This is a genomic window from Neorhizobium sp. BETTINA12A, from assembly GCF_023006485.1.
Lineage (GTDB): Bacteria > Pseudomonadota > Alphaproteobacteria > Rhizobiales > Rhizobiaceae > Neorhizobium.
The window spans coordinates 1-22,638 of the sequence record NZ_JALBGW010000078.1 but is presented as its reverse complement, the minus strand read 5'-3'; the positions used below and the strand labels follow the sequence as shown (position 1 = coordinate 22,638).

Sequence of the window (22,638 nt, the reverse complement as noted above, 5' to 3'; positions counted from 1 at the left end):
AGCCGTGACCGCAACGGCGATCGCGACCGCGATGGCGGCCGCGTGATCATCTCGATCGACAACCAGACCGTCGTTCGCCATGACGACAGCCGTCGTTTCTACAACGATCGCGATCGGGCGCCGCAATACGAGCAGCTCCGCGATGGCCGCGTGCGCGAAGTCATCGTGCGCGACGACGGGACGCGGATCGTCACCGTCCGCAACAGCTATGGCGAGATCGTCCAGCGCTCGCGAATCGTCAGGGGCGGCGAGGAATACGTGCTCTATTATTCGCCGGAGCTGATGGATAACCGCCGCGGCCGCGACTACGTCTGGCGCGATCCGGGCGACGACCTGCCGCCGATGCGGCTGAGCGTGCCGCTCGACGACTACATCATCGATACCTCGACCGAGCCGGACCGGGATTATTACGAGTTCCTGGAACAGCCGCCGGTCGAGCGGGTCGAGCGGGTCTATTCGCTGGACGAGGTGCGCTACTCCGCCCGCATCCGCGACAAGGTGCCGCGTATCGACCTGGATACGATCACCTTTGCGACCGGCAGTGCCGAAATCCCGATGAACCAGGCGAGCTCGCTGCGCAAGGTTGCCGACGCGATCAGCAAGGTTCTGAAGCGGGATCCTTCCGAAACCTTCCTGATCGAAGGTCATACGGATGCGGTCGGTACAGAGGACAGCAACCTCGTCCTCTCCGACGAGCGCGCCGAGAGCGTTGCCCGGGTGCTGACGGACGCATTCGGCATCCCGCCGGAAAATCTGGCGACCCAAGGTTACGGCGAACGTTACCTGAAGGTGCGCACCGACGGTCCCGAACAGGAAAACCGCCGCGTGACCGTGCGCCGCATCACCCCGCTGGTCAAACCGGTCGCTTCGAATCGGTAACGGTCTCGGACACCTCAAACCAAGCCGCCGGAGCGATCCGGCGGCTTTTTTGCACCTTGAAATAGTGCGCATAATGCACTATTTTTGATGGCGCCGCGGGGATGGGTGATGCCGACTATCGTAAAACTCGGAAATCTGAAGATCCAGATTTTTGCCGGCGATCACCATCCACCTCATTTTCATATCGTTACGCCGGATCACGAAGTCCTGGTCCGTCTATCCGACTTGGAAATTCTTGCGGGCTCCATCGATCGGCGAAGCCTGGAACGCGCATTGGTTTGGGTACGGGAAAACAGGAAGGTGTTAAATGAAGCCTGGGAGCGCCTCAATGAAAGGTGAAGAGATCGTCACCGTTGGTGGACCTTTGCCGAGGATAGCGGACGCCGATGCGCTCGACGGGCGTAAGGTGAGAATTGTCTGGGAAGATGGAGAGACGAAGGTCGTCGATCTGGCGCCCGCACTGGAAAACCGCCGCATCTACATTCCGCTTCGACACGACGATGATCTCTTTCGGCAGATGCAGGTCAGCGAATATCGCAACGCATTGGAATGGCCGGGGGAGGACCTTGAATTCTCGGCGGTATGGCTCGCCGCGTTACCGCCGGTCACATTCGACAACGATGATTTTCGCACCGCTATGGATAAGCTCGGCATGACATTGGACGGCATGGCGTCGGCCTTGGAGATCTCGCGCCGGCTCGTTGCCGACTACCGCAAGAACAAGCCTATTCCTCGCCATGTCGCGCTTGCGACGCGCTATCTTGTAGAACACCAGGGCAAGGCTTAGGGGCTAAGCCCCGTCACCTGTGCGATGAAATCGGCAATCGCGTTCGTGTCGTCGAGGTCGAAGACGGGGAGGGTGGCGTCGGTGATCGGGTGGTCGGCGGCGATGGCGACGATGTGGGGATCGCTGGGCGCCAGCGGTTCGCGGTTGTTCGCCTCGAGGCGGCGGGCTTCGATCTTCGGGACAGGTTCGCGTTTGTAGCCCTCGATCAGCACCAGATCGCAGGGGGCCAGGCGGGAGAGGATTTCCTCGAAGCTCGGTTCCGGCGCGCCGCGCAGTTCGTGCATGATCGCAAAACGCGTACCGGAAACGATCGCCACTTCGTGGGCGCCGGCGGCGCGGTGGCGGAAGGAATCGGCACCCACCTTGTCGATGTCGAAATCGTGGTGGGCGTGCTTGATCGTCGAGATCGCATAGCCGCGGCGGGTAAATTCCGCCACCAGCCGCACCGCCAGGCCTGTCTTGCCGGAATTTTTCCAGCCGGAAATGCCAAAGACGCGGGGAGAGGTCATGAAAGCTCCTCGGCGAAACGACGCGCCTCTTGAAGATCCTCGGGCGTGTTGATGTTGAAGAAGGGATCGAGCAGCCCCTGGCGCGTCTCGACCATCGGGAATTCGACGATCGCCATGCGGTGACGTTCGAGGAAAGCCTTGATCCGCCGGTTGTCGGGATCGGAGAGCCAGGTTTCCAGATCGCCGGCGATGGAAACCGGCCAGAGCCCGAAGACTGGATGATCGCGGCGGTCCGAAGCGGCGATAACGATCGTGTTCGGATCGCTCGCCTCAGCTTCGAGCCGGGGCACGAGGTCGGCGGGTATAAAGGGACTGTCGGAAGGGACGGTGAGGAGATGCGTTGCTTCAACGCCGCGGGCCTGGATGTCGCGCAGGCCGGCGAGCACGCCGGCGAGCGGGCCGATCTGGCCGGGAACCGGGTCCGGCAGCAGGCGCAAACCGAGCGGATTGGGGAAACCCATCGGTGCGTTGAGGGTGATTTCCGAGATCTGGGGTGACAGCCGCCGCACCACATGGGCGAGGATCGTGTCGTTTCCGATCGTGAGAAAAGCCTTGTCGGTGCCCATGCGGCTCGATTTGCCGCCGGCAAGGATCAGGCCGGGAGGTTTGTCGGGGGGAGCGGCGGGTGCGGTCATCGTTCGTCGTCCGTTGTCGGAATCGCGCCTTCACGGCGGTCGATCTGCCGTACATAGGCGGTGGCGACGAGCGCAAGGATGGTCGTCACGCCCATGACGACGAGAAGCGGCATGGCGCCGCCCTCGTCCTTCAGCACCGTTGCGGCAAGGGTTGAAAGTGCGGCACCGCCACCGACGGTGATCGCGCCGCCGAGGCCGGAAGCCGAGCCCGCGAGATGCGGCCGGACGCTGACGATGCCGGCATTCGAGCTTGGAAGGGTGAGGCCGTTGCCAACGCCGGTGAGCGCCAGCGGTGCGAAGAAGGCGAGCGGCCAGGGCGCTTCTGCGACGAGGAATACGGCGGTGATGAGGACGCCGACCAGGCTGACCAGGCTGCCGGAGATCATCATCGTCATCGTGCCGAAATGGCGGGTGTAGCGGCCCGAAATGAAGTTGCCGATCATGTAGCCGGCTGCGATCAGGAAGAACTGCGCGCCGAGCATGGTCGGCGAGAGATGATAGATCGCCGTGCCGACGAAGGGTGCACCGCCAAGGAACGAGAAGAACACGCCCGACGAGAAGGTCGAGGTGAACGTATAACCCCAGAATCGGCGTGAGCGAAAAAGATCCGGCCAGCTGCGGAACTGGGCGATGAAGCTGGTGGCCGGCAGGTGGTTCGTTTCGCCGAGATCGGTGAAGACGAGCGTCAGGGTCAACAGGCCGAGGCCGAGCATCAAGGCGAAATTCGCTTCCCAGCCGAACATGTCATTGAGCGCTCCGCCGATCGTCGGGCTGATCATCGGCACCAGCGACATGCCCATGGTGACGTAGGCGATCATCGAGGCGGCGCTCTCCATCGGCACCGTGTCGCGGATGATCGCCCGCGGCAGGACGAAACCCGCAACGACCGCCGTCTGCAGCAGCCGGCCGATCATGAACACGGTGACGCTTGCGGCGAGCAGGCAGATCACAGTGCCGAGCAGCATGATCAGGATGCTGCCGATCATCACGCGGCGGCGGCCGAAAAGGTCGGAAAGCGGACCAAGCACCAGCTGCAGCACCGCGGTGCCGGCGATATAACCGGATACGGCGAGCTGCATGACGGCATATTCGGTGCCGAAATGGGTCGCCATGGCGGAAAGCGACGGCAGGAAGACGTTGAGCGAGAGGGCGGCTAGTCCGGCGCAGACGACGAGCGTCAGAATGTGGGGCGGGGTTCTTCTGTCCAGAAATCGGCTTTGCTGCACGTCGTCTTGTCCTTTCACGCCTGCCTTTCGGCTCTTTCGTCAGGCCGGGTTGTCAGGCAGGCGGGGCGGCGGCTGCTGCCTTGTCAGCAGCGATGCCCTGGCGCTTGCGTTCGCGATAGAAGGTATAAAGGCCGGAACCGATAACGACGGCCGCGCCCACCAGCATATAGGCGTTCGGACGTTCGCCGAAGGCGAAAATGCCGATGGCCAATGCCCAGAGCAGGCCGGTATAGCGGAACGGCGCTATGAAGGAGATCTCGCCTGTCCGCATCGATTGGATGACGGCCTGATAACCTGCGAACACCATCACCGAAGCAATTGCCAGATGCCCGAGCGCATAGGTGCTGACCGGCTGCCAGCCGCCCATCGGCACGACCAGGATCGCCCCGAGAATAGTGTTGGCGAGCGACGTGAAGAGCGTCACCGTCAGCGAAGGAATGTCGGCCTGGATGCGCTTGGTGGTGAGATCGCGGCATGCCGTGCAGCAGCAGGCGATGACGGCGAGCACCGCTGCCGGTGTGAAGCCTTCCGGACCCGGGCGGATGATGATCAGCACGCCAAGGAAGCCGATGCCGATCGCCGTCCAGCGCCGCCAGCCGACTGGCTCGCCCAGGAAGAGGGCAGCACCTAACGTCACGGCGAGCGGCAATGCCTGCATGATCGACGAAATGGCGGCGAATTCGATATGGGCAAGTGCCGAGAGGAAGGACAGGGTGGCGCCAAGCTCGAACAAGGTGCGCAGCAGCACCAGCGGATGCATGACCGCCTTGGCCGAAAGGGTCACGCCCATGTAGCGCGCCACACAATAGATCAGCATCGTCGCCATGACGCCGCGCACGGCCATGATCTGGGGGATGCTGAGCTCCGAGGTGACCGACTTGACCAGCGCATCGTTGCAGGTGAAAGCCGCCATGGCGAGCGACATGAATAACGCGCCCCGCGAATTTTCAGACCATGCCATCTGCGAGATTCCTCCGGTATCCGGTCTCTTAAAGCAACGACTTACGCATCGCCAGCCTGATTGCCTCCCGGGCGGTACTCTTTTGGATAGCGGCGGGAAATTTCAATATCCGACACAGTGTAATAATATGATTTGTAAGGGTCCCGAATTAACCGTTGTTCAACCGAATTTGACGATTGTGAAAGCCATTCATTCCCGCATGACGCTGGGATCGTGCCGTTGCTGTTTCGCGAATGCGCTGACGCGAAGCCGCTTCTGGTTTGCAGTTGGGGGAAAAATGTCTTTCATCGATCGTCTTCTTCAGAGCCGTAGGATCGTCACCAAGGTCCTTCTTTTCGTCATTCCGCTGGTCCTTTTGATCGCCGGGGTAGGCCTTGCGGGTTATTATACGGCCAGCATGCTGAACGGTCATATGACGGTGACGCGTGCGACGATCGAGAACATCGGCGACTTCGAAAATCTCCAGGCGGTTCTCCAGGAATTCAACGGCAAGCCCGACAATGCATCGCTTGCAGCCCTGAAGGCGGCCATCGACAAACAGGAGAGCGGCGTCCGCGTGCTCGGCGGGCTGCTCGTGACAGCCGGGGACCGCGAGCGTATCGCCGTCGTGACCGGGCTTGCGCCCAGGATGCGCGCCGATACGGACATGCTCTGGAAGATAAAGCAGAGGCGCGACGAAAACGCCGCAGCGCTCGACGACAGCATCGACAATGTCCGCACCGTCGCGACAGGGGTTTCCGATCAGGTTGCCAACGTCCGAAAGCAGTTCGAAGGCAAGGAAAAGTTCGCCAAGGGCATGGTGCTGGAAGCCTATGCCTACAAGGCGATCGCCGAACAGATCGGCGAGCTTCGCAATTCAGTCAAGGAGACCGGTACGGACGACGGCGCGATCAGCACCGCCGACATGTATCTCGGCATTCTGGACAAGACCTTCCAGGAAGTTCAGGCCTTCCTCACCCCGAACGGTATCAAACAGCTGAAGCCGATCAACGATGCGATCGCTGCTCTTGCTGCCACCATCAAGGGCAATCAGGACGTTGCGGAAAAGGCAAAGGCGGTGCGTGACACCGTTTCCGGCATGGAGACGTTCCAGGCCAAGATGGAAGCGGAAGTCACCAGCAAGGCCGGCAACGCGGCCAGCCGTTTCGCCAGCATCGAGGGCGAAGTCGCCAGCCTGCGCACGCTTCTCGACCGTAGTGCCGAATCGCTGCGCCTGATCGACGCCATGCAGCTCTACGTCGAGCGGCTGCGCGCCAACCAGACGGAGGACGCGCGCAAGGTCGTCCTCGACGTCATGGCAAAGCTGAAGGCCGCCAGCGCGGAAGTCTCCGAACTCGCCAGAAATCCTGCCATGCGCGAATTCTCGACCACGCTTCAGCCCCGCCTGAAGTCGATCGAGGAGGATACCGCCAAGCTTCTGTCCATTGCCGCCGAATGGAAAAAGGCCCGCGCCGCCGCCGCCGAAACTCTGACGGGCGGCATGGCCGGCCTCAAGAATTTCGTGGCCCAGGCCCAGGAGGTCGGCAAGGAGGATAGCGAGCGTTCCGCCCAGCTGTCGCTGATCGCCATGGTGGTCGGCACGCTGCTCGCCATTGCCGGCGGCCTGATGCTGGTGGAAACGCTGCGCGGCCCGCTGCGTCGCGTTACCGAAGTGATGAAGCGGCTGGCTGACGGCGATCTTGAGGTCAAGATCGAAGGCCGCGAACGTGGCGACGAGATCGGCGACATGGTTCGCTCGGTCACAGTCTTCCGCGATGCCGCGGTCGAAAATGTCCGTCTCGAGCAGGATGCCGCCGCCGCCCGCGAGCTCTCGACCGCCGAGTCCGAGCGCCGCGCCTCCGAGCGTGCCCGCATTGCCGGTGAGCAGCGCCAGGCGTTGACCGCGCTCAACGACATGCTCGGCAAGCTTGCCGAGGGCGACCTCGAGCGCAGCATGGACGAAAACCTGCCGGAAGACTTCATCGAGATGGCGCGCACCTACAACCAGGTTGTCGAGGCGCTCCGTGCCACGCTCGCCGACGTGCGCTCGACGGCGGAGGAAATCGACGGCGGCACCGGCAATCTGGCCGCTTCGGCGGACGATCTTGCCCGCCGCACGGAACAGCAGGCGGCAGCGCTCGAACAGAGCTCGCGTGCATTGCGCCATCTGAGCGAAATCGTCCGCTCGACGGCCGAAAGCGCCAAGCAGACATCCGTCTCGGTCAACGAGACGGAAGATTTCGCGGTTCGCTCCGGCGAGGTCGTATCCCGCGCGGTCGATGCCATGGGCGAGATCAGCCGTTCCTCCGAGAAGATCGCGACGATCATCGGGGTTATCGACGAGATCGCCTTCCAAACCAACCTGCTGGCGCTGAATGCCGGCGTCGAGGCGGCCCGTGCCGGCGAGGCAGGCCGTGGCTTTGCGGTCGTCGCCCAGGAAGTCCGCGAACTAGCACAGCGCTGCGCCGGTGCTGCCCGCGAAATCAAGGGCCTCATTTCGGCAAGCTCCACACAGGTCAGCAACGGCGTGCATCTCGTCGAGGAGACCGGTACGGCGCTCACGGAGATCATCACGCACATCACCGACGTCCGCAAACTGGTGTCCCAGATTTCGGCGGCCACCGGCGAGCAGTCGACCGGCATCAACGAAGTCACCAAGGCGGTTCAGGAGGTCGAGCTGATCACCCAGCGCAACGCGGCGATGGTCGAGGAAAACAACGCCGAGATCCACGGCCTGCGCCAACGTGTGGAGACGCTGTCAGAGAAGATCGAGCGCTTCAAGACGCGCGACCCGAACATCAGCTTCCATGCCGGCGCCAACGAACGCCGCTCGGGCTTCCGCCGCAGCGACGCTGCCTGAAGTCCGGACAGTCAGGCAAGCTCCGAGACCGTTTCGAGGAAGCGCTGCCCGATTGCGGAAAGCTGCGGTTTCAACCAGGACGCCGCCATCGGCAACGATGGCGGCGTCGGCGTGACCGGCCGGAAAACGACGCCGGGACGCGGCAGGCGAGACAGGCCGCCTGTGACGAACCCCATTCCGACCCCCGCCGCCGCCAGGCCTGCAAGGGTGGTCATGGGTGTAACCTCCTGCACGACGCGCGGGCTGATGCCCTGGTCCCGGAAGAGAGCGATGACCCTGTCGTAGATGCTCGGTCCGATGGAGCGGGGTGCGAGAAGAAAAGGTTCGCCCGCTAGGTCGGAGAGCCGGATCTCGGTTCGCACTGCAAGCGGGTGGCTTTCCGGCAATGCCAGGACGAGATGCTCGGCCGGCAGTTCATGGATCGCGAGTTCCGGATTGGCGAGCGGCGGATGCAGGACCGCCAGATCGATCGTTCCCGTCATCAGTGCGGTTTCGAGTGATGGGGAATTGAGTTCGACAAGCTCTATCTCGACCTGCGGATAGCGCTTCCGGAATGCCTGCACCGCTTCCGGCAGAATGCCGTAGAAGGCGATGACCGTGAAACCCAGCCGCAGCCGGCCGACTTCGCCCCGAAACGCCCGTAGAGCCTGCTGCCGGGCAACGTCGGCATTTTCGATCGCCCGGCGGGCGGGTTCGAGGAACGCCTGGCCGGCCGGCGTCAGCGCGACGCTGCGGCGATCGCGCGCAAAGAGGTCCGTGCCGATCTCCAGCTCGAGGGCGCGGATGCGCTGGCTGAGCGAGGGCTGGGTGAGGTGCATCCTCTCGGCAGCCCGGCGGAAATGCAATTCTTCGGCGACCGCCACGAAGCAAGCCATGGAGCGAATATCCATCGACATTCCTGATGTATTTTGCCTATCACAGATAATGGAATTCCGATTGGAACTCTATCAGACTGGACCCTATCCTCCCTTCAGGCAATAGGCGGCAGGTGACGCCGCTTCTCGGAAGGAGAATGGATCATGAAGGCATTGGCTTTTCTCGCGGGCACGGCCCTTTCGTTGGTTACCGTGGCGTCTGGTACTGCTGCTGCACAATCGGCCGATATCCTCGGCGCGATATCGGCCGGTCGCGTCGCCGTCATCTCCGACGGCGACTATCTGGCGCGCACCTATGCCGATTCCGTACTGGCTCCGAAGGAGGCCGGGCACAGGGACGTGCTCACCATTCTTTCGATAGCCAATGGCCGCGTGACGAGAGGTTCACTCCCCGTCTCGAACTCGGTGACGGCGGCGCCTGAAATCCTGGAACTGACGCCAGACGGGCGCACGGCATTCGTGACCGAACGATTGGGCGAGCGGCCGGATGGCGGCGGAACGGTCAGGGATCTGCCGCCCGGCAGGCGGCTGTTTGCCGTCGATCTCTCCGACCCATCGATGCCGAAGCTTGCCGATACGGTGGAGATCGGCATCAATCCGGAGGCGTTGGCCGTCAGCCCGGACGGGCAGCGTGTGGCGGTCGTCTCCAACACCGCCGATGCGGCCCTGCTTCAGATCGTCGAATTTGCCGATGGGCAATTCAGTGAGGTCGCCCGCTTCGATCTGGCCGAACTCGGCATAACCGGATCGCTGGACGCTCCGCGGGGTGGCGTGACGGCGACCAATGTTCAATGGCATCCTTCCGGGCGGTTTCTGGCGGCCAATATCAACACGCAGAACCGTGTCGCGTTCTTCGAATTTTCCGGTAGCGATCAGGAGCCTGCCTTGCAGGCCTGGGGCAACAGCGTAGACGTGGGCAGGGATCCCTTTGTCGGCCGCTTCACGCCGGATGGCCGCCATTATCTGACATCGAACTGGGGGCGCGATTTCACTGCGACCAGCCTCGACGGCCGCATCCCGAATGCGTCCTCCACCATGACCGTCGTCCGGCTGGCGGATCCCGAGGCGTCCGAAGCCCGGCACGAGCGGTTGATGACGGTCGACACCGGCGTTTCGGCCGAGGGAATGGCGGTGAGCCCGGATGGCCGGCTTGTCGCGACGATCAACATGCGCGGCACGTCCTTCCCGCCCGGTTCTCCGCGTCATGGCCGCGAGGCGGCCGTATCGCTTCTGACGTTCGATCCGGGCGCGGGCAGGCTGCACAAGGTTGGCGACTATACGTTCGAGGGCGTATTGCCTGAAGGCGGAACCTTCGACCTGACAGGCGATCACCTTCTCGCAACCGTTTTCGAGGGACATGAAGGTGCAGGCCCCGAGACCGGGGCAGGGCTTGAAGTCTTCAGGGTGATCAGGGGCACTACACCGTCGCTGCAGCGGATCGGGCGAGTGCCCTTGCCGCACGGAGTGCATCATGTCGATATTTCGCAATGATCCCGGCTGCGGCAGCCGCCGCGACGCTTGCCGCCGGCGCGGACATCACCCGCCGGTGACGCTCATGTGGCGGGCGACCGCGGGGCGTTTGTGGGTGCGGTCGATGATGAAATCGTGGCCCTTGGGCTTGCGGGTGATCGCCTCATCGATCGCGGCTGACAGGTAGTCGTCGTTCTCGGAAGCGCGCAGCGCGGTGCGGAGGTCAGCCGCGTCGTTCTGGCCGAGGCACATGTAGAGCGTGCCGGTGCAGGTGAGACGCACGCGGTTGCAGCTCTCGCAGAAATTATGGGTCATCGGCGTGATGAACCCCAAACGTCCGCCGGTTTCCTCAACTTCGACATAACGGGCGGGGCCGCCTGTCTTGTAGGGGATTTCGGTCAGTGTGAACTGTTCTTCGAGATCGGCGCGCAGTTTCGACAGCGGCAGGTACTGGTCGGTGCGGTCCTCGTCGATCTCGCCCATCGGCATCGTCTCGATGACCGTCATGTCCATGCCGCGGCCATGCGCGAAACGCAGCATGTCGGCGATCTCGAATTCGTTGAAATCCTTTAGCGCCACGGCATTCAGCTTGATCTTCAGCCCGGCCTTCTGGGCGGCGTCGATGCCTTCCATGACCTTGTGGTAATCGCCCCAGCGGGTGATCGCCTTGAATTTTTCCGGGTTCAGGGTGTCGAGCGAAACATTGATGCGGCGCACGCCGCTGTCGTAAAGTTCGTCGGCGTATTTTGCCAGCTGCGACCCGTTCGTCGTCAGCGTCAGTTCGTCGAGAGCGCCGGCCTTGACGTGCTGGCCGAGCTCACGCACCAGGAACATGATGTTCTTGCGCACCAGCGGCTCGCCGCCGGTCAGGCGAATCTTGCGGACTCCCTTGGAAATGAAGGCGGAACAGAGCCGGTTGAGCTCTTCCAGCGTCAGCAGGTCCTTTTTCGGCAGGAAGGTCATATTTTCCGCCATGCAATAGGTGCAGCGGAAATCGCAGCGGTCGGTGACCGAGACACGCAGATACGTGACCGCGCGACCGAACGGATCGATCATCGGCGCCTTGTCGGCGATGATCGGCGCTGCTCCTCCGACCGGTCCTGCGAAACTGTTCACGTGGCATTCTCCCTTACCCTGAAAGTGGGCGTTTCGAGCCGCCGCGTCAAGTGTACGACATCGATCAGATAGAACGATGCTGGACGCAAAACAGCTTGCGGCGAAGCGCCGTAGCTCCTAATCCTCCGCCAGGCATATGACAATCGGGAGCCTGAAAAGCATGAGCGACATTTGGCCGACGGAACTGCGGGTCTCCAAGGACCGCCACACGCTGAACGTCACCTTCAGCGACGGCGCGGCCTATCCCTTGTCGGCGGAAACGATGCGCGTACTGTCGCCTTCGGCGGAAGTGCAGGGTCATGGTCCCGGCCAGCAGGTGACCGTGCCAGGTAAGCGCAACGTCGGCATTGCGGCGATCACTCCGGCCGGCAATTACGCCGTGCGGATCCGTTTCGACGACGGCCACGACAGCGGCATCTTCACCTGGCCTTATCTGCGCGAACTCGGCGAGCGAGGCGCCGAACTGTTTGCCGACTATGAGCGCAATCTGGCCGAAAAGGGTCTGTCGCGCGATCCGCCGCAACGGACGCGGTGATCACACCGGTTCGCGGCTGTCCTCACGGACCTCCGACTGCAGGGTGACGATCAGCCGCTCCATCGATTCGGCCATCGCCATGCATTGATCCAGCGGCTCGGAGGAGAGCGTACGCTCGATCAGCGCCGTCTGGATGCCCATCGCAGCTTCCGTCACCGCGCGGCCTTCCTCGGTCAGGTAGAGGCGCAGGACACGCTTGTCCTTGCTGTCGCCGCGTCGCTCGATCAGCCCGCGCTTTTCCATCTGCGGCAACGCCATGCTCATGTTGGAACGTCCCACCAGCAGCTTGCGGGCAAGCTCCTGCTGCGAAATCCCTTCGAACCGGTAGAGATTGATCAGGATGTCGAGATGCGGCGGCTTGATGTCGAGTTCGGCGAGCTCACGGGTCAGCACGGTTTGCATCAACTGGCAGGCGCGGGCGACAGCAATCCAACTGCGAAAACGCGGATGATCCCAGGGGAGGGATTGATTTTTGTTCATCGTTGTACTTTATTGTTCAATATTGAACATTATCGGGTTTTCTCACTATGTCATCCTTTGCACTCAAGGTCACCCGTTTCGCATTTGCCGTCCCCGGACGGCTTTTTCCCGATACCGCGGCCAAGCTCGCCTTTCGGCTCTTCTGCCTGACACCCTCGCGCCGTCCTAGAGGCGGTAAGGCTTTGGCGATGGAGAACGAGGGACGCGAACGGCTCGCGGCCACCCAGAAAATCCCGCTCGCCGTCGGACGCTCGACGGTGATGGCTTATCGCTTCAACGGCGACGGCAAGCCCGGCCGGCCCCGTTACCTGGTCGTGCACGGCTGGGGTTCCAATGCTGCCTATATCGCCGCCCTGCCTGCGGGCCTGGCCGAAAACGGCGCCGAGGTCGTGGTGCTCGATTTTCCTGGTCACGGGCTTTCCAGTGGCCGCAGCCTCAACATGCGCCAGGCGGTAGAAGCGATTGTTGCGGCGGAGAGCCGTTTCGGCCATTTCGATGCGGCGGTCGGTCATTCGTTCGGGGGTGCGAGCATGATGCTCGCCGCCGGCGGGGTGATGAGGCAAGTCGGCTCGATCTCTCCCGCGAAACTGGTCGTCATCGGCGCGCCGAGCCATATCCATTGGCTGTTCGACGATTTTTCGCGGATGGTCGGCCTGCCGCCGCGCGTGAAGGCGCAACTGATCCGGCGGGCGGAGGATGTAGCCGGTGCCTCGCTCGACGACTTCGATACGGTTGTGAGCGCCGCTCGGTTGGGGACGCCCCTGCTGGTGGTGCATGCCGAGGAGGACAAGGAGGTCGCCGCCGACCATGCCCGCCGCTTCGAAGGGCTTGCCACGGCGCGGCTCCAATGGGCGAACGGGCTCGGACATCGCCGCATCGTCAGCGACCGCGGCGTGATCGAGACCATTGTCGCCTTCCTGACGGGCGATGCCCGGCCGTTACGCGAAACCTCCATCGTCGACAAGCCCGGCAACGACGCCGCTGCTTGATCCACAGGGGACGTCATCATAGTGTCGCCCACGCGGGCTACGGCCCGCGGATACCGAAGGGGGCGAGCCATGACCATCATCACATCCGTCGAGGAACTGAAGGCGATCTATGACGGCGTCTCGGAAGCCTCGCTTGCCAAGGTGACCAAGACGCTGACTGCGGAATACCGGCAGATGATCGAGGCTTCGCCCTTTGTCGCCTTCTCGACCGTGGGGCCGGAAGGGCTCGACTGCTCTCCGCGCGGCGATCTTGGCGGGGCGGTGCGTATCCAGGACGATGCGACCTTGTTTCTGCCCGACTGGCGCGGCAACAACCGCATCGATTCGCTGATCAACATCGTGCGCGACCCGCGCGTGGCGTTGATGTTTCTCGTCCCCGGCTCGAACACGGCGATGCGCGTCAACGGCCGCGCCGTGATCTCGGTGGAGCCTGCGCTGCTCGAAAGCTTCGAGATGGATGGCCGGCATCCGCGCAGCGTCACGGTCATCACCATAAACGAGGTCTATTTCCAGTGCGCCCGCGCTCTGATGCGCGCCGAACTCTGGAACCCGGAGCATTTCGTCGACCCGAAGAGCCTGCCGACGCCCGGAACGCTCCTGAAGGCGGCCAAGGCCGATTTCGACAAGGATACCTACGACCGCGAATGGCCGGAGCGTGCCGCCAAGACGATGTGGTAGATACCGCGTCGGCGTTTTCTTCGTGAAGAAGGCGTCCATCGTCGGTGTCCTCATGGACATTTTCAGCGCTCGAGGCAACAATCGAATCGACCCGCCACAGGGGACGGGGCACGGGGGACTTTATGAAGTTTGGAACCGGCTTTGCAGCGGTGATCCTGGCTGCGACGATGTTCGGCGCCCAAGCGGCGCGGGCCGACCAGTTGATCGAGGAATATACGGCCTTCATCGGCGAGGCCGACCTGTACAATTCCAACAATGTGCGCCTGCAGGAGCCGTGGCAGATCATCCGCCAGGACCGCGCAAATTTTCATCGCTTCGGCGTCTCGCAACGCGGTGACCAGAGCGACAGCTTCTTCGCCGACGCTGGCAATCGGGAACTCGTCGAGCGCATGATCAGCCGCGGCACCATCGACCGGGCCGCCCGCAACGCCGTCGTTCGCGGGAATGTCATGATCAATGTGCAGATCTTTCGAGGGCCCCGCGGCGATTACGTCAATGTCCTGGTCTACTGACAGGCAGTTCCTCCGGTCGGCGGCCGTGATGCTGTCGATCCTCGTCTGCGGCCCAGGCGAGGCGCGCGAATTGCGCCTGGAGGAGAAGATCGCGGCCCTCGTGAAGGCCTATCCCGACGTGATCGAGGCCAGCCGCGACGGCAGGCTGATGATGAAGGAGGGCGCCCCGATTCCGATCGACGACGGGATCAGGCGCAGCCAGGCGCAAATGCTGGCCGAGGGCGATGTCGAGGACAGCCTGTCTCAGGCATATCGGCCCGGCTCGTGCGAATACCGCCCGCCGGTCGATTCCGATCCGGGCCGCATCCGCAGCGACGAGTTGATGAAGCGCCTTTATGGCGCGAGTGCCAATGCCGTGCAGTCGAGCCTTGTGCCGGTCGCATGGTTCGGAGAGACGTTGCGGGTCACCAGCCGTAACGGGGTCGACAAGGCGCTCGCCGCCGTCCGGGATGAGCTTGCCGCCGACCCGGGCCTGAAAACCTACCTGACGCCGTCGGCCGGCGTCTTCAACTGGCGCAAGGTTGCGGGACAGACCAATCTCTCGGTCCACAGTTTTGGTGCGGCGGTCGATCTCAACACGAAACACGCCGATTACTGGCTGTGGTCGGGAGGCAAGCCCGGCACTGTCCCGAACTACAAAAACCGCTTTCCGATGAGGATCGTCGCGGCATTCGAGCGCCATGGCTTTATCTGGGGCGGTCGCTGGTATCACTACGACACCATGCATTTCGAATACCGTCCGGAGCTGCTGGCCATCGCCACCGCCGCCGGCGTCTCGGCCTGCGACTGAGGGAAATCTACTTCCTGTAGATCAGCCAGCTCTTGCCGACATAGTCCTTCTTCATGCTGTCATCGAAGAAGACTGAGCGGTTCCGGCCGGCGTTCTTGGCATTGTAGAGCGCCGTATCGGCATTGGCGTAGAGCTCGCCGGGATCACTCGCCTGCGACCCCATTGCAAAGCCGAGCGAGATGGTGACCGGGCCGTAGTCGATGCCGGAGCGTGAATTGCGGAAGATCCGGGTTTCCAGCGCGCGGCGGACCCGCTCGCAGATGATCATCACTTCTTCCGGCGTGTTGCCTTCGACGATGATCGCGAATTCCTCGCCGCCGGAGCGGGCGACGAAGACATCCTTGCGGACGTTCGAGCGGATCACGGAAGCAACCGTCGCAAGGATCTTGTCGCCGACCGGATGGCCGTAGCTGTCGTTGATCTTCTTGAAGTTGTCGATATCGGCCAGTACCAGTGCGGTGACCGGCAGCAGGGCCATATTGTCGTAAGTCGCCGCAAGGCGCTCGTCGAAGGCTCGGCGGTTGGCGATCCGGGTCAAAGAATCGGTGTTGGCGATCCGCTTGTATTCGTCGAGTTCCCGCCGGACCTGGTCCATTTCCTGCGAGCGCTGGACGACGCCGCCGACGGTCTTTTCACCATGCGCCATGGTGCTGCCAGTCGCTTCGCTCAGCAGCGCCAGCGCGCTGGTCAGCAGGTCGTTGGAAAAACTGCTCTTGGAGTTGATCCGCTGAGCGGTTTCACCAAGCAGCTTGCCGTAGCTTTCGAGCGAGCTCTGCTCCTGGCGCAACAGTTTCAGGAGGGCGTCCAGTTCGCCAAGAATCCTGGTATGGGCGTCTTCGATGACCGCCACCTGGCCCGTTCCAAGGTAGCGATGCGAAAGTGCGTCCAGCTCCTCCTGCGTGGCACGGCTTCCGAGCGCCGCCAGATCGCGGGTTAGGTCAGGATTGGAACCGATATAGGCCTCGTAGAAAAGCTGATAGTTACGAGGGATCGGCGCGACGCCCATCGATCGCACCGCATAGATGATCTGGCCGATCAGATCGCTAGATTGCGCTCTCGGCGCTGTTGCCGTCGTCATCGACGATCCCCACTAGATCTCACCTGTATGCTATGAAACGAAGTAGTATGTGAAAAATGTTGGAAAAGAATTAAGGGGTGCGAGCTGAAGAGCTTATTCTTAAATTTATTTCGCATTTCTGAAATACCCGCTTTTACCCTCAAAACTAATGGGTTTACAGACTTCGAGCCCGAAGAAATATTCACCTTTAGAATGTTGATATATTGTCGGAATTAATCATTGTAGGCTGACCGAAAGAGAAAACCCGCCATTCGGTAGGCGGGCCTGCTCGTTATATTGTAAATCAGGTCGCCTTATTTGGGACCGATCATGTTCTCCGGGCGGACATACTGGTCGAATTCCTCGTTCGTCAGGTATCCGCCGCCGACCGCTTCTTCGCGAAGAGTCGTTCCGTTCTTGTGGGCGGTCTTGGCGATCTTGGCGCAGATGTCGTAGCCGAGCCGGGAGTTGAGAGCGGTGACCAGCATCAGCGAATTTTCCACGCCGCGTCTGATATTGTCTTCCCGGGCCTCGATGCCGACGACGCAATTGTCGGTGAAGGAGACCGCGGCGTCGCCGAGCAGCTGCACCGACTGCAGGAAATTATAGGCCATCATCGGATTGTAGACGTTCAGTTCGAAATGGCCCTGGCTGCCGGCGAAGGTGAGCGCCGCGTGGTTGCCGAAGATGTGGGCGCAGACCTGGGTCAATGCTTCCGACTGGGTCGGATTGACCTTGCCCGGCATGATCGACGACCCCGGCTCGTTTTCCGGCAGCGATAGTTCGCCAAGGCCCGCACGCGGACCGGAACCGAGGAAACGGATGTCGTTGGCGATCTTGAAGAGAGCGGCGGCAGCGGCGTTGATCGCGCCGTGGGCGAAGACCATGGAATCATGCGACGCGAGCGCTTCGAACTTGTTCGGGGCGGTGACGAAGGGCAGACCGGTGATCTTCGAGATCTCCTCGGCGACCTTTTCGGCAAAGCCGACCGGGGCGTTGAGGCCGGTACCGACCGCCGTGCCGCCCTGAGCGAGCTTGGAGAGCGCCGGCAGCGTCAGTTCGATATTGGCGATCGCCGAGCCGACCTGTGCCGCATAACCGGAAAATTCCTGGCCGAGCGTCAACGGGGTGGCGTCCTGCGTGTGCGTCCGGCCGATCTTGATGATGTGAGAGAAGGCCTTGACCTTCACGTCCAGCGCTTCGTGCAGATGCTTCAGCGACGGGATCAGGTGCCGCACGATGGTTTCGACGCAGGCGATGTGCATGGCCGTCGGGTAGGTGTCGTTCGACGACTGGCTCATGTTGACGTGGTCGTTGGGATGAACGGGCTTCTTGGAGCCCATCACGCCGCCGAGCATTTCGATCGCGCGGTTGGAGATCACCTCGTTGGCGTTCATGTTCGACTGGGTGCCGGAACCGGTCTGCCAGACGACCAGCGGGAAGTGGTCGTCGAGCTTGCCGTCGATGACTTCCTGCGCCGCTTCGACGATGACCTTGCCGATCGCGGCGTCGAGGCCGCCCAGTTCCATGTTGGCGCGGGCGGCGGCCTGCTTGACGATGCCGAGCGCCCGAACGACCGCGAGCGGCTGCTTTTCCCAGCCGATCTTGAAGTTGCCGAGCGAGCGCTGCGCCTGGGCGCCCCAATAACGGTCGCTTGCCACTTCGATCGGGCCAAACGTGTCGGTTTCGGTGCGGGTCGATGCCATCTTCGCTGCCTCTTTTTGCTCGTGGTCGCTGCCGGTGTCTTGAAAGATCAACAACGCGTTACCGCGTCGGAGCCGGCCGGCGGCATTACTATACGATTGCTGAACGTCCGCAAGCCGCCGAAACAGGCTTTTTGGTACGCTTTCGTCGTGCCTTTTATGACACGGACCGCGTAATTATGCAGCAGAATCCGCCCCCTGATGGGGTCCTTGTCGATGGCCGTCAGTAAAAATTTAACGAATAGTTTCTTAACCTTCCGACTGCGCACCGATGCTGTTTTTCGACGGAACTGAAACCCGCCGGACACTCGGGCGTTTCTTTCCATCCCTCGCGCGATCGGTTAGATGGCGTGATACATATTCGAGCCCGCGGATCAGGACGCGGATGCAGGTGACGGGGACGACATTGCAGCACAAACACAAAAAAACTTCGATCGCATTGGCGCTCGTGTCCGGCATCTCGATTTTTACCGGAGCCGCCGTTCCCGCACATGCCGTGACCCTTCTCGATCTCTTGCGTGGTGGTCCTGGGGCAGACCGCCCAAGGCACGCCGATAACGGCCTGCCGGGTGTCGGCGGCAATGCCGGCATGCCGAGCGAGCGCAGTCTCGCCGATCCCGAACCGCTGCCGAAGGTCTCGGGGCCGCGTTATTACACGTATAAGCCGGATGCCGAGCGGGTTGTGAAGACGACCGCCTTCGCTGCGGCGTCCGCGACGGACGGTACGCGCCTTATCACAGAGGCCAGGGTTTCGGCCCCGCCGGAAATTGCCACCGCTCTCGAAGCCTTCTACGGCAAGGCAGCGGAGCCTCTCTGGGTCACCGCCGGCGACGTCAACGAGAAGGCGAGGGGCGTTCTGTCGCTCTTCGAGCGTGCCAGCGAATACGGGTTGGAACCGGCCGACTACATCCTGCCGGCCCCGGCGCTGACCACCGCAAGCGTTGCCGCGCCCGCCGATGCGGCAACTCCCATCAATGTTTCGGCAACGACGTCGGCACCGGTTTCCGCCGCCGACAGCCACGACCGCGCCCTCATGCAGTTCGAGCTGGCGCTGTCGGAAAAGGTGCTGATGTTTGCGCAGGACATGGTGCGCGGCCGCATCGATCCGAACAAGGTATCGGGCTACCACGACTTCAAGCGCAAGGACGTCAAGCTTTCGCTCGTCCTGCCTTTCGCGCAGACCGGAACCGATGTCGCCGCCTATCTCCAGGGCCTTGCGCCGCAGGGTCCCCAATTCCAGGCGCTGAAGGCCGAGCTGGCGACGCTGCGCGCCGCCGCCGCCAACGACGGTCCGCGCATTTCGCTGCCGGACGACATTCTCCTGAAGCCGGGCAAGAGCAGCCCGGATATGGCGAGCATCATCGCCGCCATCCAGCATACCGGTTCCGAAGCGCTGAAGACCAAGCATGCGGCGACGCTGACGGCCTACCAGCAGACTCCGGACTACACGCCCGAGCTCGTCGAGGTCGTCAAATCCTTCCAGGCCGAAGTCGGCCTCAAGGCGGACGGCGTCATCGGCAACGCGACGGTGCGCAAGATGGTCGGCCACACGTCGAAGGACAAGATCGAGAAGGTCGAAGTCGCCATGGAACAGGCGCGCTGGCTGCCGGACGATCTCGGCCAGCGTTACGTCTTCATCAACCAGCCGGCCTTCATGGTCTATTATCATGACCGAGGTGCTGAACAGTTTTCGATGCGCGTCGTGGTCGGCGGCAAGGCCAACCAGACCTATTTCTTCCAGGACGAGATCGAAACGGTCGAGTTCAACCCCTATTGGGGCGTGCCGCAGTCGATCATCATCAACGAGATGCTGCCGCACCTGCGCCAGGATCCGAGCTATCTCGACCGGATGGGTTACGAGGTGTCGATCGGCGGAAAGGCTGTCCCGTCGAGCAGCGTCAACTGGTTCGGCTCGACCGACAAGATCTCCGTGCGCCAGCCACCGTCGGGCGACAACGCCCTCGGCGATCTGAAGATCCTCTTCCCGAACAGCCATGCGATCTACATGCATGACACGCCCTCGAAGAGCTTCTTCCAGCGCGACATGCGGGCACTGAGCCACGGGTGCGTACGTCTTGCCGAACCTCGCAAGATGGCCGCCGCCGTGCTCGGCACGACGATCGACGACGTGAACGGCCGGATTGCCGCCGGCCAGAACGTCGCCACCAAGGTGCCGGTCAGGATCCCGGTCTATGTCTCCTATTTCACCGCCTGGCCGAACAAGGACGGCAAGGTCGAATATTTCGACGACGTCTATGGCCGTGACGATGCGACGGTGAGAGCCTTTGCCGCGACGACCAAGGTTCGCGCGGCCCAGAGCTGAGCTTTCTGCCGGGATCGAGTTTGGATTGCAGAAGGCGGCCTCGTGCCGCCTTTTTACGTGGCTGCCGCCACCCGCTTCACATCGGCCGAAATCAGCGTTTCCACCATTTCCACGGTCAGCTCGTGATAACCGCCGATCACCCGATCCGGGTTAAGCGTATCGACGGCGACGTCGGAATAACCGAAGCTCACGGCGATCGAGGCAATTCCGGCATTTTGCGCGGCGAGAATATCGTTGACGCTGTCGCCGATCATGACGCACGTGGCGGGGTCGCCGCCGGCCCGTTCGATGGTGCCTAAAATATGCCGGGCATCCGGCTTGCGGACGGCAAAGGTGTCGCCGCAGGTCATCGCGACGAAGCGATCCAGGAGACCGAGCTTTTCGAGAAGCGGGAAGGCGAGCCGTTCGGACTTGTTGGTGCAGACGGCGAGCCGCATGCCGGCGGCCGACAGGCGGTCGAGACATGCAACGACGCCGTCATAGGGGCGGCTTCGGCCCGGCATCTGCGCCTCGTAGTGCTCCATATAGCGGCCGAACAGCCTGGCAGCGGTCGGCTCGTCGAGCGGAACCCTGCGCAGTTCGAAGGCGCGGCGGATCATTACGCGCACGCCCTGGCCGACGAGATGCGTGAGGTCCTCGAACGTCACCCGCTGCAGGCCGACGTCCTCGATCGTATAATTGAGGCTGTCGATCAAATCCGGTGCGGTGTCGATCAGCGTGCCGTCGAGGTCGAAAATGACGAGTGGAGCGGTCAATGGAACCTCGTGAACGTCGTTCGGGGGATGTCCCGGATTACGCAATGCTGCCGTGAAATGCAAATATGCGAGATTCGCCTACCTTCGTAAAACCCAAGGCTTCGTAAAACCCATGGCTTCGTAAAACCCGCCGTGAGGGGACTTTCGTTTGCCGGGAGACGCGTGTAAACAGCGGGTCGGCGAAACAGCGGGGAGCTTTTGGCGGATGGACGCCCGGGAAATGAAAGTCAAGGCGGCGCAAGCGGCACTGGCCTATGTCGAGGACGGCATGAGGCTTGGTATCGGCACCGGTTCGACGGCGGACGAATTCGTCAGGCTACTCGCCGAAAAGGTTCACGAGGGCTTCAAGGTCGAAGGCGTGCCGACGTCCGAGCGTACCGCGCGGCTCTGCGTCGAGCTCGGTGTCCCGCTGAAATCGCTCGACGAGCTTCCGGAGCTCGATCTGACGATTGACGGTGCCGACGAAGTCGATGCCAACCTGACCCTGATCAAGGGCGGCGGCGGTGCGTTGCTGCGCGAAAAGATCGTCGCGGCGGCGTCTGCCCGCATGATCGTGATCGCCGACGAAAGCAAGCTCGTCGGCATGCTCGGGGCCTATCCGCTGCCGATCGAAATCAATCCCTTCGGTCAGACGGCGACCCAGATCGCGATCGAAAAGGCCGCCTCCAGATTGGGGTTGAGCGGCGAGTTGAAGCTGCGTAAATCGGGGGCAGATGTCTTCACGACGGATGGTGGCCACTACATTTTCGACGCATCTTTTGGCCGCATTCCTGATGCAGACGCTCTGTCAGCGGAGCTGAATTTCATTCCCGGTGTCGTGGAACACGGGCTGTTCATCCATATGGCGTCCTTAGCGATCATTGCCGGTGAGGCTGGAGCGCGGACGCTCGAGGCGAAGTAAACTAGGAGCAACAAACTCATGATCAGATTCGCGGTTCTCGGCCGTGCCGCCGCTGTGGCTATCCTCTTCTCCGGCGCCTTCACGGTATCGGCTCGCGCACAGGAAGTTTCGGAAGCCCAGCTTGCCGCTGCACGCGATGCGATCGCGTCGCTCAACGTTACGGATCGCTACGACAACATCCTGCCCAACCTGGCGGAGCGTCTGAAGGCTCAGTTCATCCAGGCCTCTCCCAATTTCCAGGGGCAGATCTCCAACGTCGTCGACGAGCAGGCACTCGTGCTTGCGCCGCGCCGTGCCGATCTGGAGAAGGAAGCCGCGACCATCTACGCCAAGAGCTTCTCGGTCGACGAACTGAAGTCGATCTCTACCTTCTTCAACACGGAAACCGGCAAAAAGCTGCTGACCAACCAGCCGCTCGTCAGCCGCGAACTGACCAAGGCCGCTGAAATCTGGGCAAACGGGGTTTCACGCGACCTGACCAACCAGAGCTCCGAAAAGCTGCGCGGCATCATCGATGCAAACCCGATCAAGCCGCCGGTCGTCGATCCGGCTCCGGCGGAAGCACAGGCCGCACCCGCGCCGGCAAAGCCTGCACCGGCCAAGCCCGCCGCTGCGCCT

Annotated in this window: 23 protein-coding genes; 13 read left to right on the top strand and 10 right to left on the bottom strand. The window is 62.3% G+C overall.

All coding sequences use genetic code 11. The features are described from left to right. From MOV61_RS18370 to MOV61_RS18360, 3 genes are all read left to right on the top strand, one after another. Positions 1 to 879, top strand: an 879-nt coding sequence (locus MOV61_RS18370) for an OmpA family protein (protein ID WP_247137606.1), incomplete at its 5' end; no start/stop codon positions are given. Between the two features lie 108 nt (positions 880 to 987). Next, positions 988 to 1,218 carry a DUF4160 domain-containing protein gene (locus MOV61_RS18365; RefSeq protein ID WP_038542755.1) on the top strand — a complete coding sequence of 77 codons (231 nt, stop codon included), beginning with the start codon at positions 988 to 990 and terminating at the stop codon, positions 1,216 to 1,218. After that, on the top strand, positions 1,208 to 1,666 hold the full coding sequence (locus MOV61_RS18360) for a DUF2442 domain-containing protein (RefSeq protein WP_038542757.1): 459 nt from the start codon (positions 1,208 to 1,210) through the stop codon (positions 1,664 to 1,666). The genes MOV61_RS18365 and MOV61_RS18360 overlap by 11 nt, the downstream gene beginning before the upstream one ends. Here the strand turns inward: MOV61_RS18360 and mobB are convergent. From mobB to MOV61_RS18340, 4 genes are read right to left on the bottom strand one after another with little or no spacing between them, the layout of a single operon-like run. Beyond that, entirely contained in the window at positions 1,663 to 2,175 is a 513-nt protein-coding gene (gene mobB / locus MOV61_RS18355; protein ID WP_247137605.1) for a molybdopterin-guanine dinucleotide biosynthesis protein B, read from the bottom strand. The two genes, MOV61_RS18360 and mobB, sit on opposite strands and share 4 nt — an antisense overlap. Then, complete coding sequence (gene mobA / locus MOV61_RS18350; RefSeq protein WP_247137604.1) at positions 2,172 to 2,810, bottom strand: molybdenum cofactor guanylyltransferase MobA; 639 nt, start codon at positions 2,808 to 2,810, stop codon at positions 2,172 to 2,174. Before mobA ends, mobB begins: the two co-directional genes overlap by 4 nt. After that, positions 2,807 to 4,036, bottom strand: coding sequence for a multidrug effflux MFS transporter (locus tag MOV61_RS18345; RefSeq protein ID WP_247137608.1), 1,230 nt, complete (start codon positions 4,034 to 4,036; stop codon positions 2,807 to 2,809). The genes mobA and MOV61_RS18345 overlap by 4 nt, the downstream gene beginning before the upstream one ends. Positions 4,037 to 4,088: 52 nt before the next feature. Then, positions 4,089 to 4,997 carry a DMT family transporter gene (locus MOV61_RS18340; protein ID WP_247137603.1) on the bottom strand — a complete coding sequence of 303 codons (909 nt, stop codon included), beginning with the start codon at positions 4,995 to 4,997 and terminating at the stop codon, positions 4,089 to 4,091. A 277-nt stretch (positions 4,998 to 5,274) separates the two neighbouring features. Here MOV61_RS18340 and MOV61_RS18335 point away from each other — a divergent pair, with 277 nt between their 5' ends. Further along, positions 5,275 to 7,836 carry a methyl-accepting chemotaxis protein gene (locus MOV61_RS18335; protein ID WP_247137602.1) on the top strand — a complete coding sequence of 854 codons (2,562 nt, stop codon included), beginning with the start codon at positions 5,275 to 5,277 and terminating at the stop codon, positions 7,834 to 7,836. A gap of 11 nt (positions 7,837 to 7,847) precedes the next feature. Here the strand turns inward: MOV61_RS18335 and MOV61_RS18330 are convergent, their stop codons facing one another. After that, a complete protein-coding gene (locus MOV61_RS18330) occupies positions 7,848 to 8,726 on the bottom strand; it encodes a LysR family transcriptional regulator (protein WP_247137601.1) in 879 nt (292 codons plus the stop codon). Between the two features lie 129 nt (positions 8,727 to 8,855). On the opposite strand from MOV61_RS18330, the gene MOV61_RS18325 reads away from it, so the two are divergent. Next, positions 8,856 to 10,202 (top strand): hypothetical protein, encoded by a 1,347-nt coding sequence (locus tag MOV61_RS18325; RefSeq protein WP_247137600.1) that lies wholly within the window; start codon positions 8,856 to 8,858, stop codon positions 10,200 to 10,202. A gap of 45 nt (positions 10,203 to 10,247) precedes the next feature. On the opposite strand, the gene moaA is transcribed toward MOV61_RS18325, so the two are convergent. Continuing rightward, positions 10,248 to 11,237, bottom strand: a complete 990-nt coding sequence (moaA, locus tag MOV61_RS18320; RefSeq protein WP_258718926.1) for a GTP 3',8-cyclase MoaA — start codon at positions 11,235 to 11,237, stop codon at positions 10,248 to 10,250. A 220-nt stretch (positions 11,238 to 11,457) separates the two neighbouring features. Here moaA and MOV61_RS18315 point away from each other — a divergent pair, with 220 nt between their 5' ends. Continuing rightward, positions 11,458 to 11,832 carry a gamma-butyrobetaine hydroxylase-like domain-containing protein gene (locus tag MOV61_RS18315; RefSeq protein ID WP_038549149.1) on the top strand — a complete coding sequence of 125 codons (375 nt, stop codon included), beginning with the start codon at positions 11,458 to 11,460 and terminating at the stop codon, positions 11,830 to 11,832. On the opposite strand, the gene MOV61_RS18310 is transcribed toward MOV61_RS18315, so the two are convergent. Beyond that, positions 11,833 to 12,312, bottom strand: a complete 480-nt coding sequence (locus MOV61_RS18310; RefSeq protein ID WP_247038430.1) for a MarR family winged helix-turn-helix transcriptional regulator — start codon at positions 12,310 to 12,312, stop codon at positions 11,833 to 11,835. It abuts the gene before it with no gap. A 47-nt stretch (positions 12,313 to 12,359) separates the two neighbouring features. Between MOV61_RS18310 and MOV61_RS18305 the strand changes: the two genes are divergently transcribed. From MOV61_RS18305 to MOV61_RS18290, 4 genes are all read left to right on the top strand, one after another. Beyond that, the gene (locus tag MOV61_RS18305; protein ID WP_247137598.1) at positions 12,360 to 13,301 is read left to right on the top strand and encodes an alpha/beta hydrolase; all 942 of its coding nucleotides are present in this window, start codon (positions 12,360 to 12,362) and stop codon (positions 13,299 to 13,301) included. A 69-nt stretch (positions 13,302 to 13,370) separates the two neighbouring features. Next, a complete protein-coding gene (locus MOV61_RS18300; RefSeq protein ID WP_247137597.1) occupies positions 13,371 to 13,979 on the top strand; it encodes a pyridoxamine 5'-phosphate oxidase family protein in 609 nt (202 codons plus the stop codon). Between the two features lie 122 nt (positions 13,980 to 14,101). Continuing rightward, positions 14,102 to 14,491, top strand: coding sequence for a hypothetical protein (locus MOV61_RS18295; RefSeq protein WP_038542779.1), 390 nt, complete (start codon positions 14,102 to 14,104; stop codon positions 14,489 to 14,491). After that, positions 14,475 to 15,281 (top strand): M15 family metallopeptidase, encoded by an 807-nt coding sequence (locus MOV61_RS18290; protein ID WP_247137596.1) that lies wholly within the window; start codon positions 14,475 to 14,477, stop codon positions 15,279 to 15,281. The genes MOV61_RS18295 and MOV61_RS18290 overlap by 17 nt, the downstream gene beginning before the upstream one ends. Positions 15,282 to 15,288: 7 nt before the next feature. Here MOV61_RS18290 and MOV61_RS18285 read toward each other — a convergent pair whose 3' ends face one another. Together MOV61_RS18285 and fumC are read right to left on the bottom strand one after the other, a co-directional pair. After that, a complete protein-coding gene (locus MOV61_RS18285; RefSeq protein WP_038542783.1) occupies positions 15,289 to 16,359 on the bottom strand; it encodes a GGDEF domain-containing protein in 1,071 nt (356 codons plus the stop codon). Positions 16,360 to 16,652: 293 nt separating this feature from the next. Next, a complete protein-coding gene (gene fumC / locus MOV61_RS18280; protein WP_038549151.1) occupies positions 16,653 to 18,044 on the bottom strand; it encodes a class II fumarate hydratase in 1,392 nt (463 codons plus the stop codon). A gap of 382 nt (positions 18,045 to 18,426) precedes the next feature. On the opposite strand from fumC, the gene MOV61_RS18275 reads away from it, so the two are divergent. Then, a complete protein-coding gene (locus MOV61_RS18275) occupies positions 18,427 to 20,364 on the top strand; it encodes a murein L,D-transpeptidase (protein WP_408962399.1) in 1,938 nt (645 codons plus the stop codon). Positions 20,365 to 20,417: 53 nt separating this feature from the next. Here the strand turns inward: MOV61_RS18275 and MOV61_RS18270 are convergent, their stop codons facing one another. Then, the gene (locus MOV61_RS18270; protein WP_247137595.1) at positions 20,418 to 21,119 is read right to left on the bottom strand and encodes an HAD family hydrolase; all 702 of its coding nucleotides are present in this window, start codon (positions 21,117 to 21,119) and stop codon (positions 20,418 to 20,420) included. 205 nt (positions 21,120 to 21,324) lie between these two features. Between MOV61_RS18270 and rpiA the strand changes: the two genes are divergently transcribed. Continuing rightward, complete coding sequence (rpiA, locus tag MOV61_RS18265) at positions 21,325 to 22,020, top strand: ribose-5-phosphate isomerase RpiA (protein WP_038542788.1); 696 nt, start codon at positions 21,325 to 21,327, stop codon at positions 22,018 to 22,020. Positions 22,021 to 22,038: 18 nt separating this feature from the next. Next, positions 22,039 to 22,638, top strand: a 600-nt coding sequence (locus tag MOV61_RS18260) for a DUF2059 domain-containing protein (RefSeq protein WP_247137594.1), incomplete at its 3' end; no start/stop codon positions are given.

Coding starts and splice junctions, on each gene's coding strand:
- MOV61_RS18365 (WP_038542755.1), top strand. CDS start 988: ATGCCGACTATCGTAAAACTCGGAAATCTGAAGATCCAGATTTTTGCC.
- MOV61_RS18360 (WP_038542757.1), top strand. CDS start 1,208: ATGAAAGGTGAAGAGATCGTCACCGTTGGTGGACCTTTGCCGAGGATA.
- moaA (WP_258718926.1), bottom strand. CDS start 11,237: ATGATCGATCCGTTCGGTCGCGCGGTCACGTATCTGCGTGTCTCGGTC.
- MOV61_RS18285 (WP_038542783.1), bottom strand. CDS start 16,359: ATGACGACGGCAACAGCGCCGAGAGCGCAATCTAGCGATCTGATCGGC.
- MOV61_RS18330 (WP_247137601.1), bottom strand. CDS start 8,726: ATGGATATTCGCTCCATGGCTTGCTTCGTGGCGGTCGCCGAAGAATTG.
- mobB (WP_247137605.1), bottom strand. CDS start 2,175: ATGACCTCTCCCCGCGTCTTTGGCATTTCCGGCTGGAAAAATTCCGGC.
- rpiA (WP_038542788.1), top strand. CDS start 21,325: ATGGACGCCCGGGAAATGAAAGTCAAGGCGGCGCAAGCGGCACTGGCC.
- MOV61_RS18290 (WP_247137596.1), top strand. CDS start 14,475: ATGTCCTGGTCTACTGACAGGCAGTTCCTCCGGTCGGCGGCCGTGATG.
- MOV61_RS18325 (WP_247137600.1), top strand. CDS start 8,856: ATGAAGGCATTGGCTTTTCTCGCGGGCACGGCCCTTTCGTTGGTTACC.
- MOV61_RS18300 (WP_247137597.1), top strand. CDS start 13,371: ATGACCATCATCACATCCGTCGAGGAACTGAAGGCGATCTATGACGGC.
- MOV61_RS18305 (WP_247137598.1), top strand. CDS start 12,360: ATGTCATCCTTTGCACTCAAGGTCACCCGTTTCGCATTTGCCGTCCCC.
- MOV61_RS18315 (WP_038549149.1), top strand. CDS start 11,458: ATGAGCGACATTTGGCCGACGGAACTGCGGGTCTCCAAGGACCGCCAC.
- MOV61_RS18310 (WP_247038430.1), bottom strand. CDS start 12,312: ATGAACAAAAATCAATCCCTCCCCTGGGATCATCCGCGTTTTCGCAGT.
- MOV61_RS18335 (WP_247137602.1), top strand. CDS start 5,275: ATGTCTTTCATCGATCGTCTTCTTCAGAGCCGTAGGATCGTCACCAAG.
- MOV61_RS18275 (WP_408962399.1), top strand. CDS start 18,427: ATGCAGGTGACGGGGACGACATTGCAGCACAAACACAAAAAAACTTCG.
- fumC (WP_038549151.1), bottom strand. CDS start 18,044: ATGGCATCGACCCGCACCGAAACCGACACGTTTGGCCCGATCGAAGTG.
- MOV61_RS18295 (WP_038542779.1), top strand. CDS start 14,102: ATGAAGTTTGGAACCGGCTTTGCAGCGGTGATCCTGGCTGCGACGATG.
- mobA (WP_247137604.1), bottom strand. CDS start 2,810: ATGACCGCACCCGCCGCTCCCCCCGACAAACCTCCCGGCCTGATCCTT.
- MOV61_RS18340 (WP_247137603.1), bottom strand. CDS start 4,997: ATGGCATGGTCTGAAAATTCGCGGGGCGCGTTATTCATGTCGCTCGCC.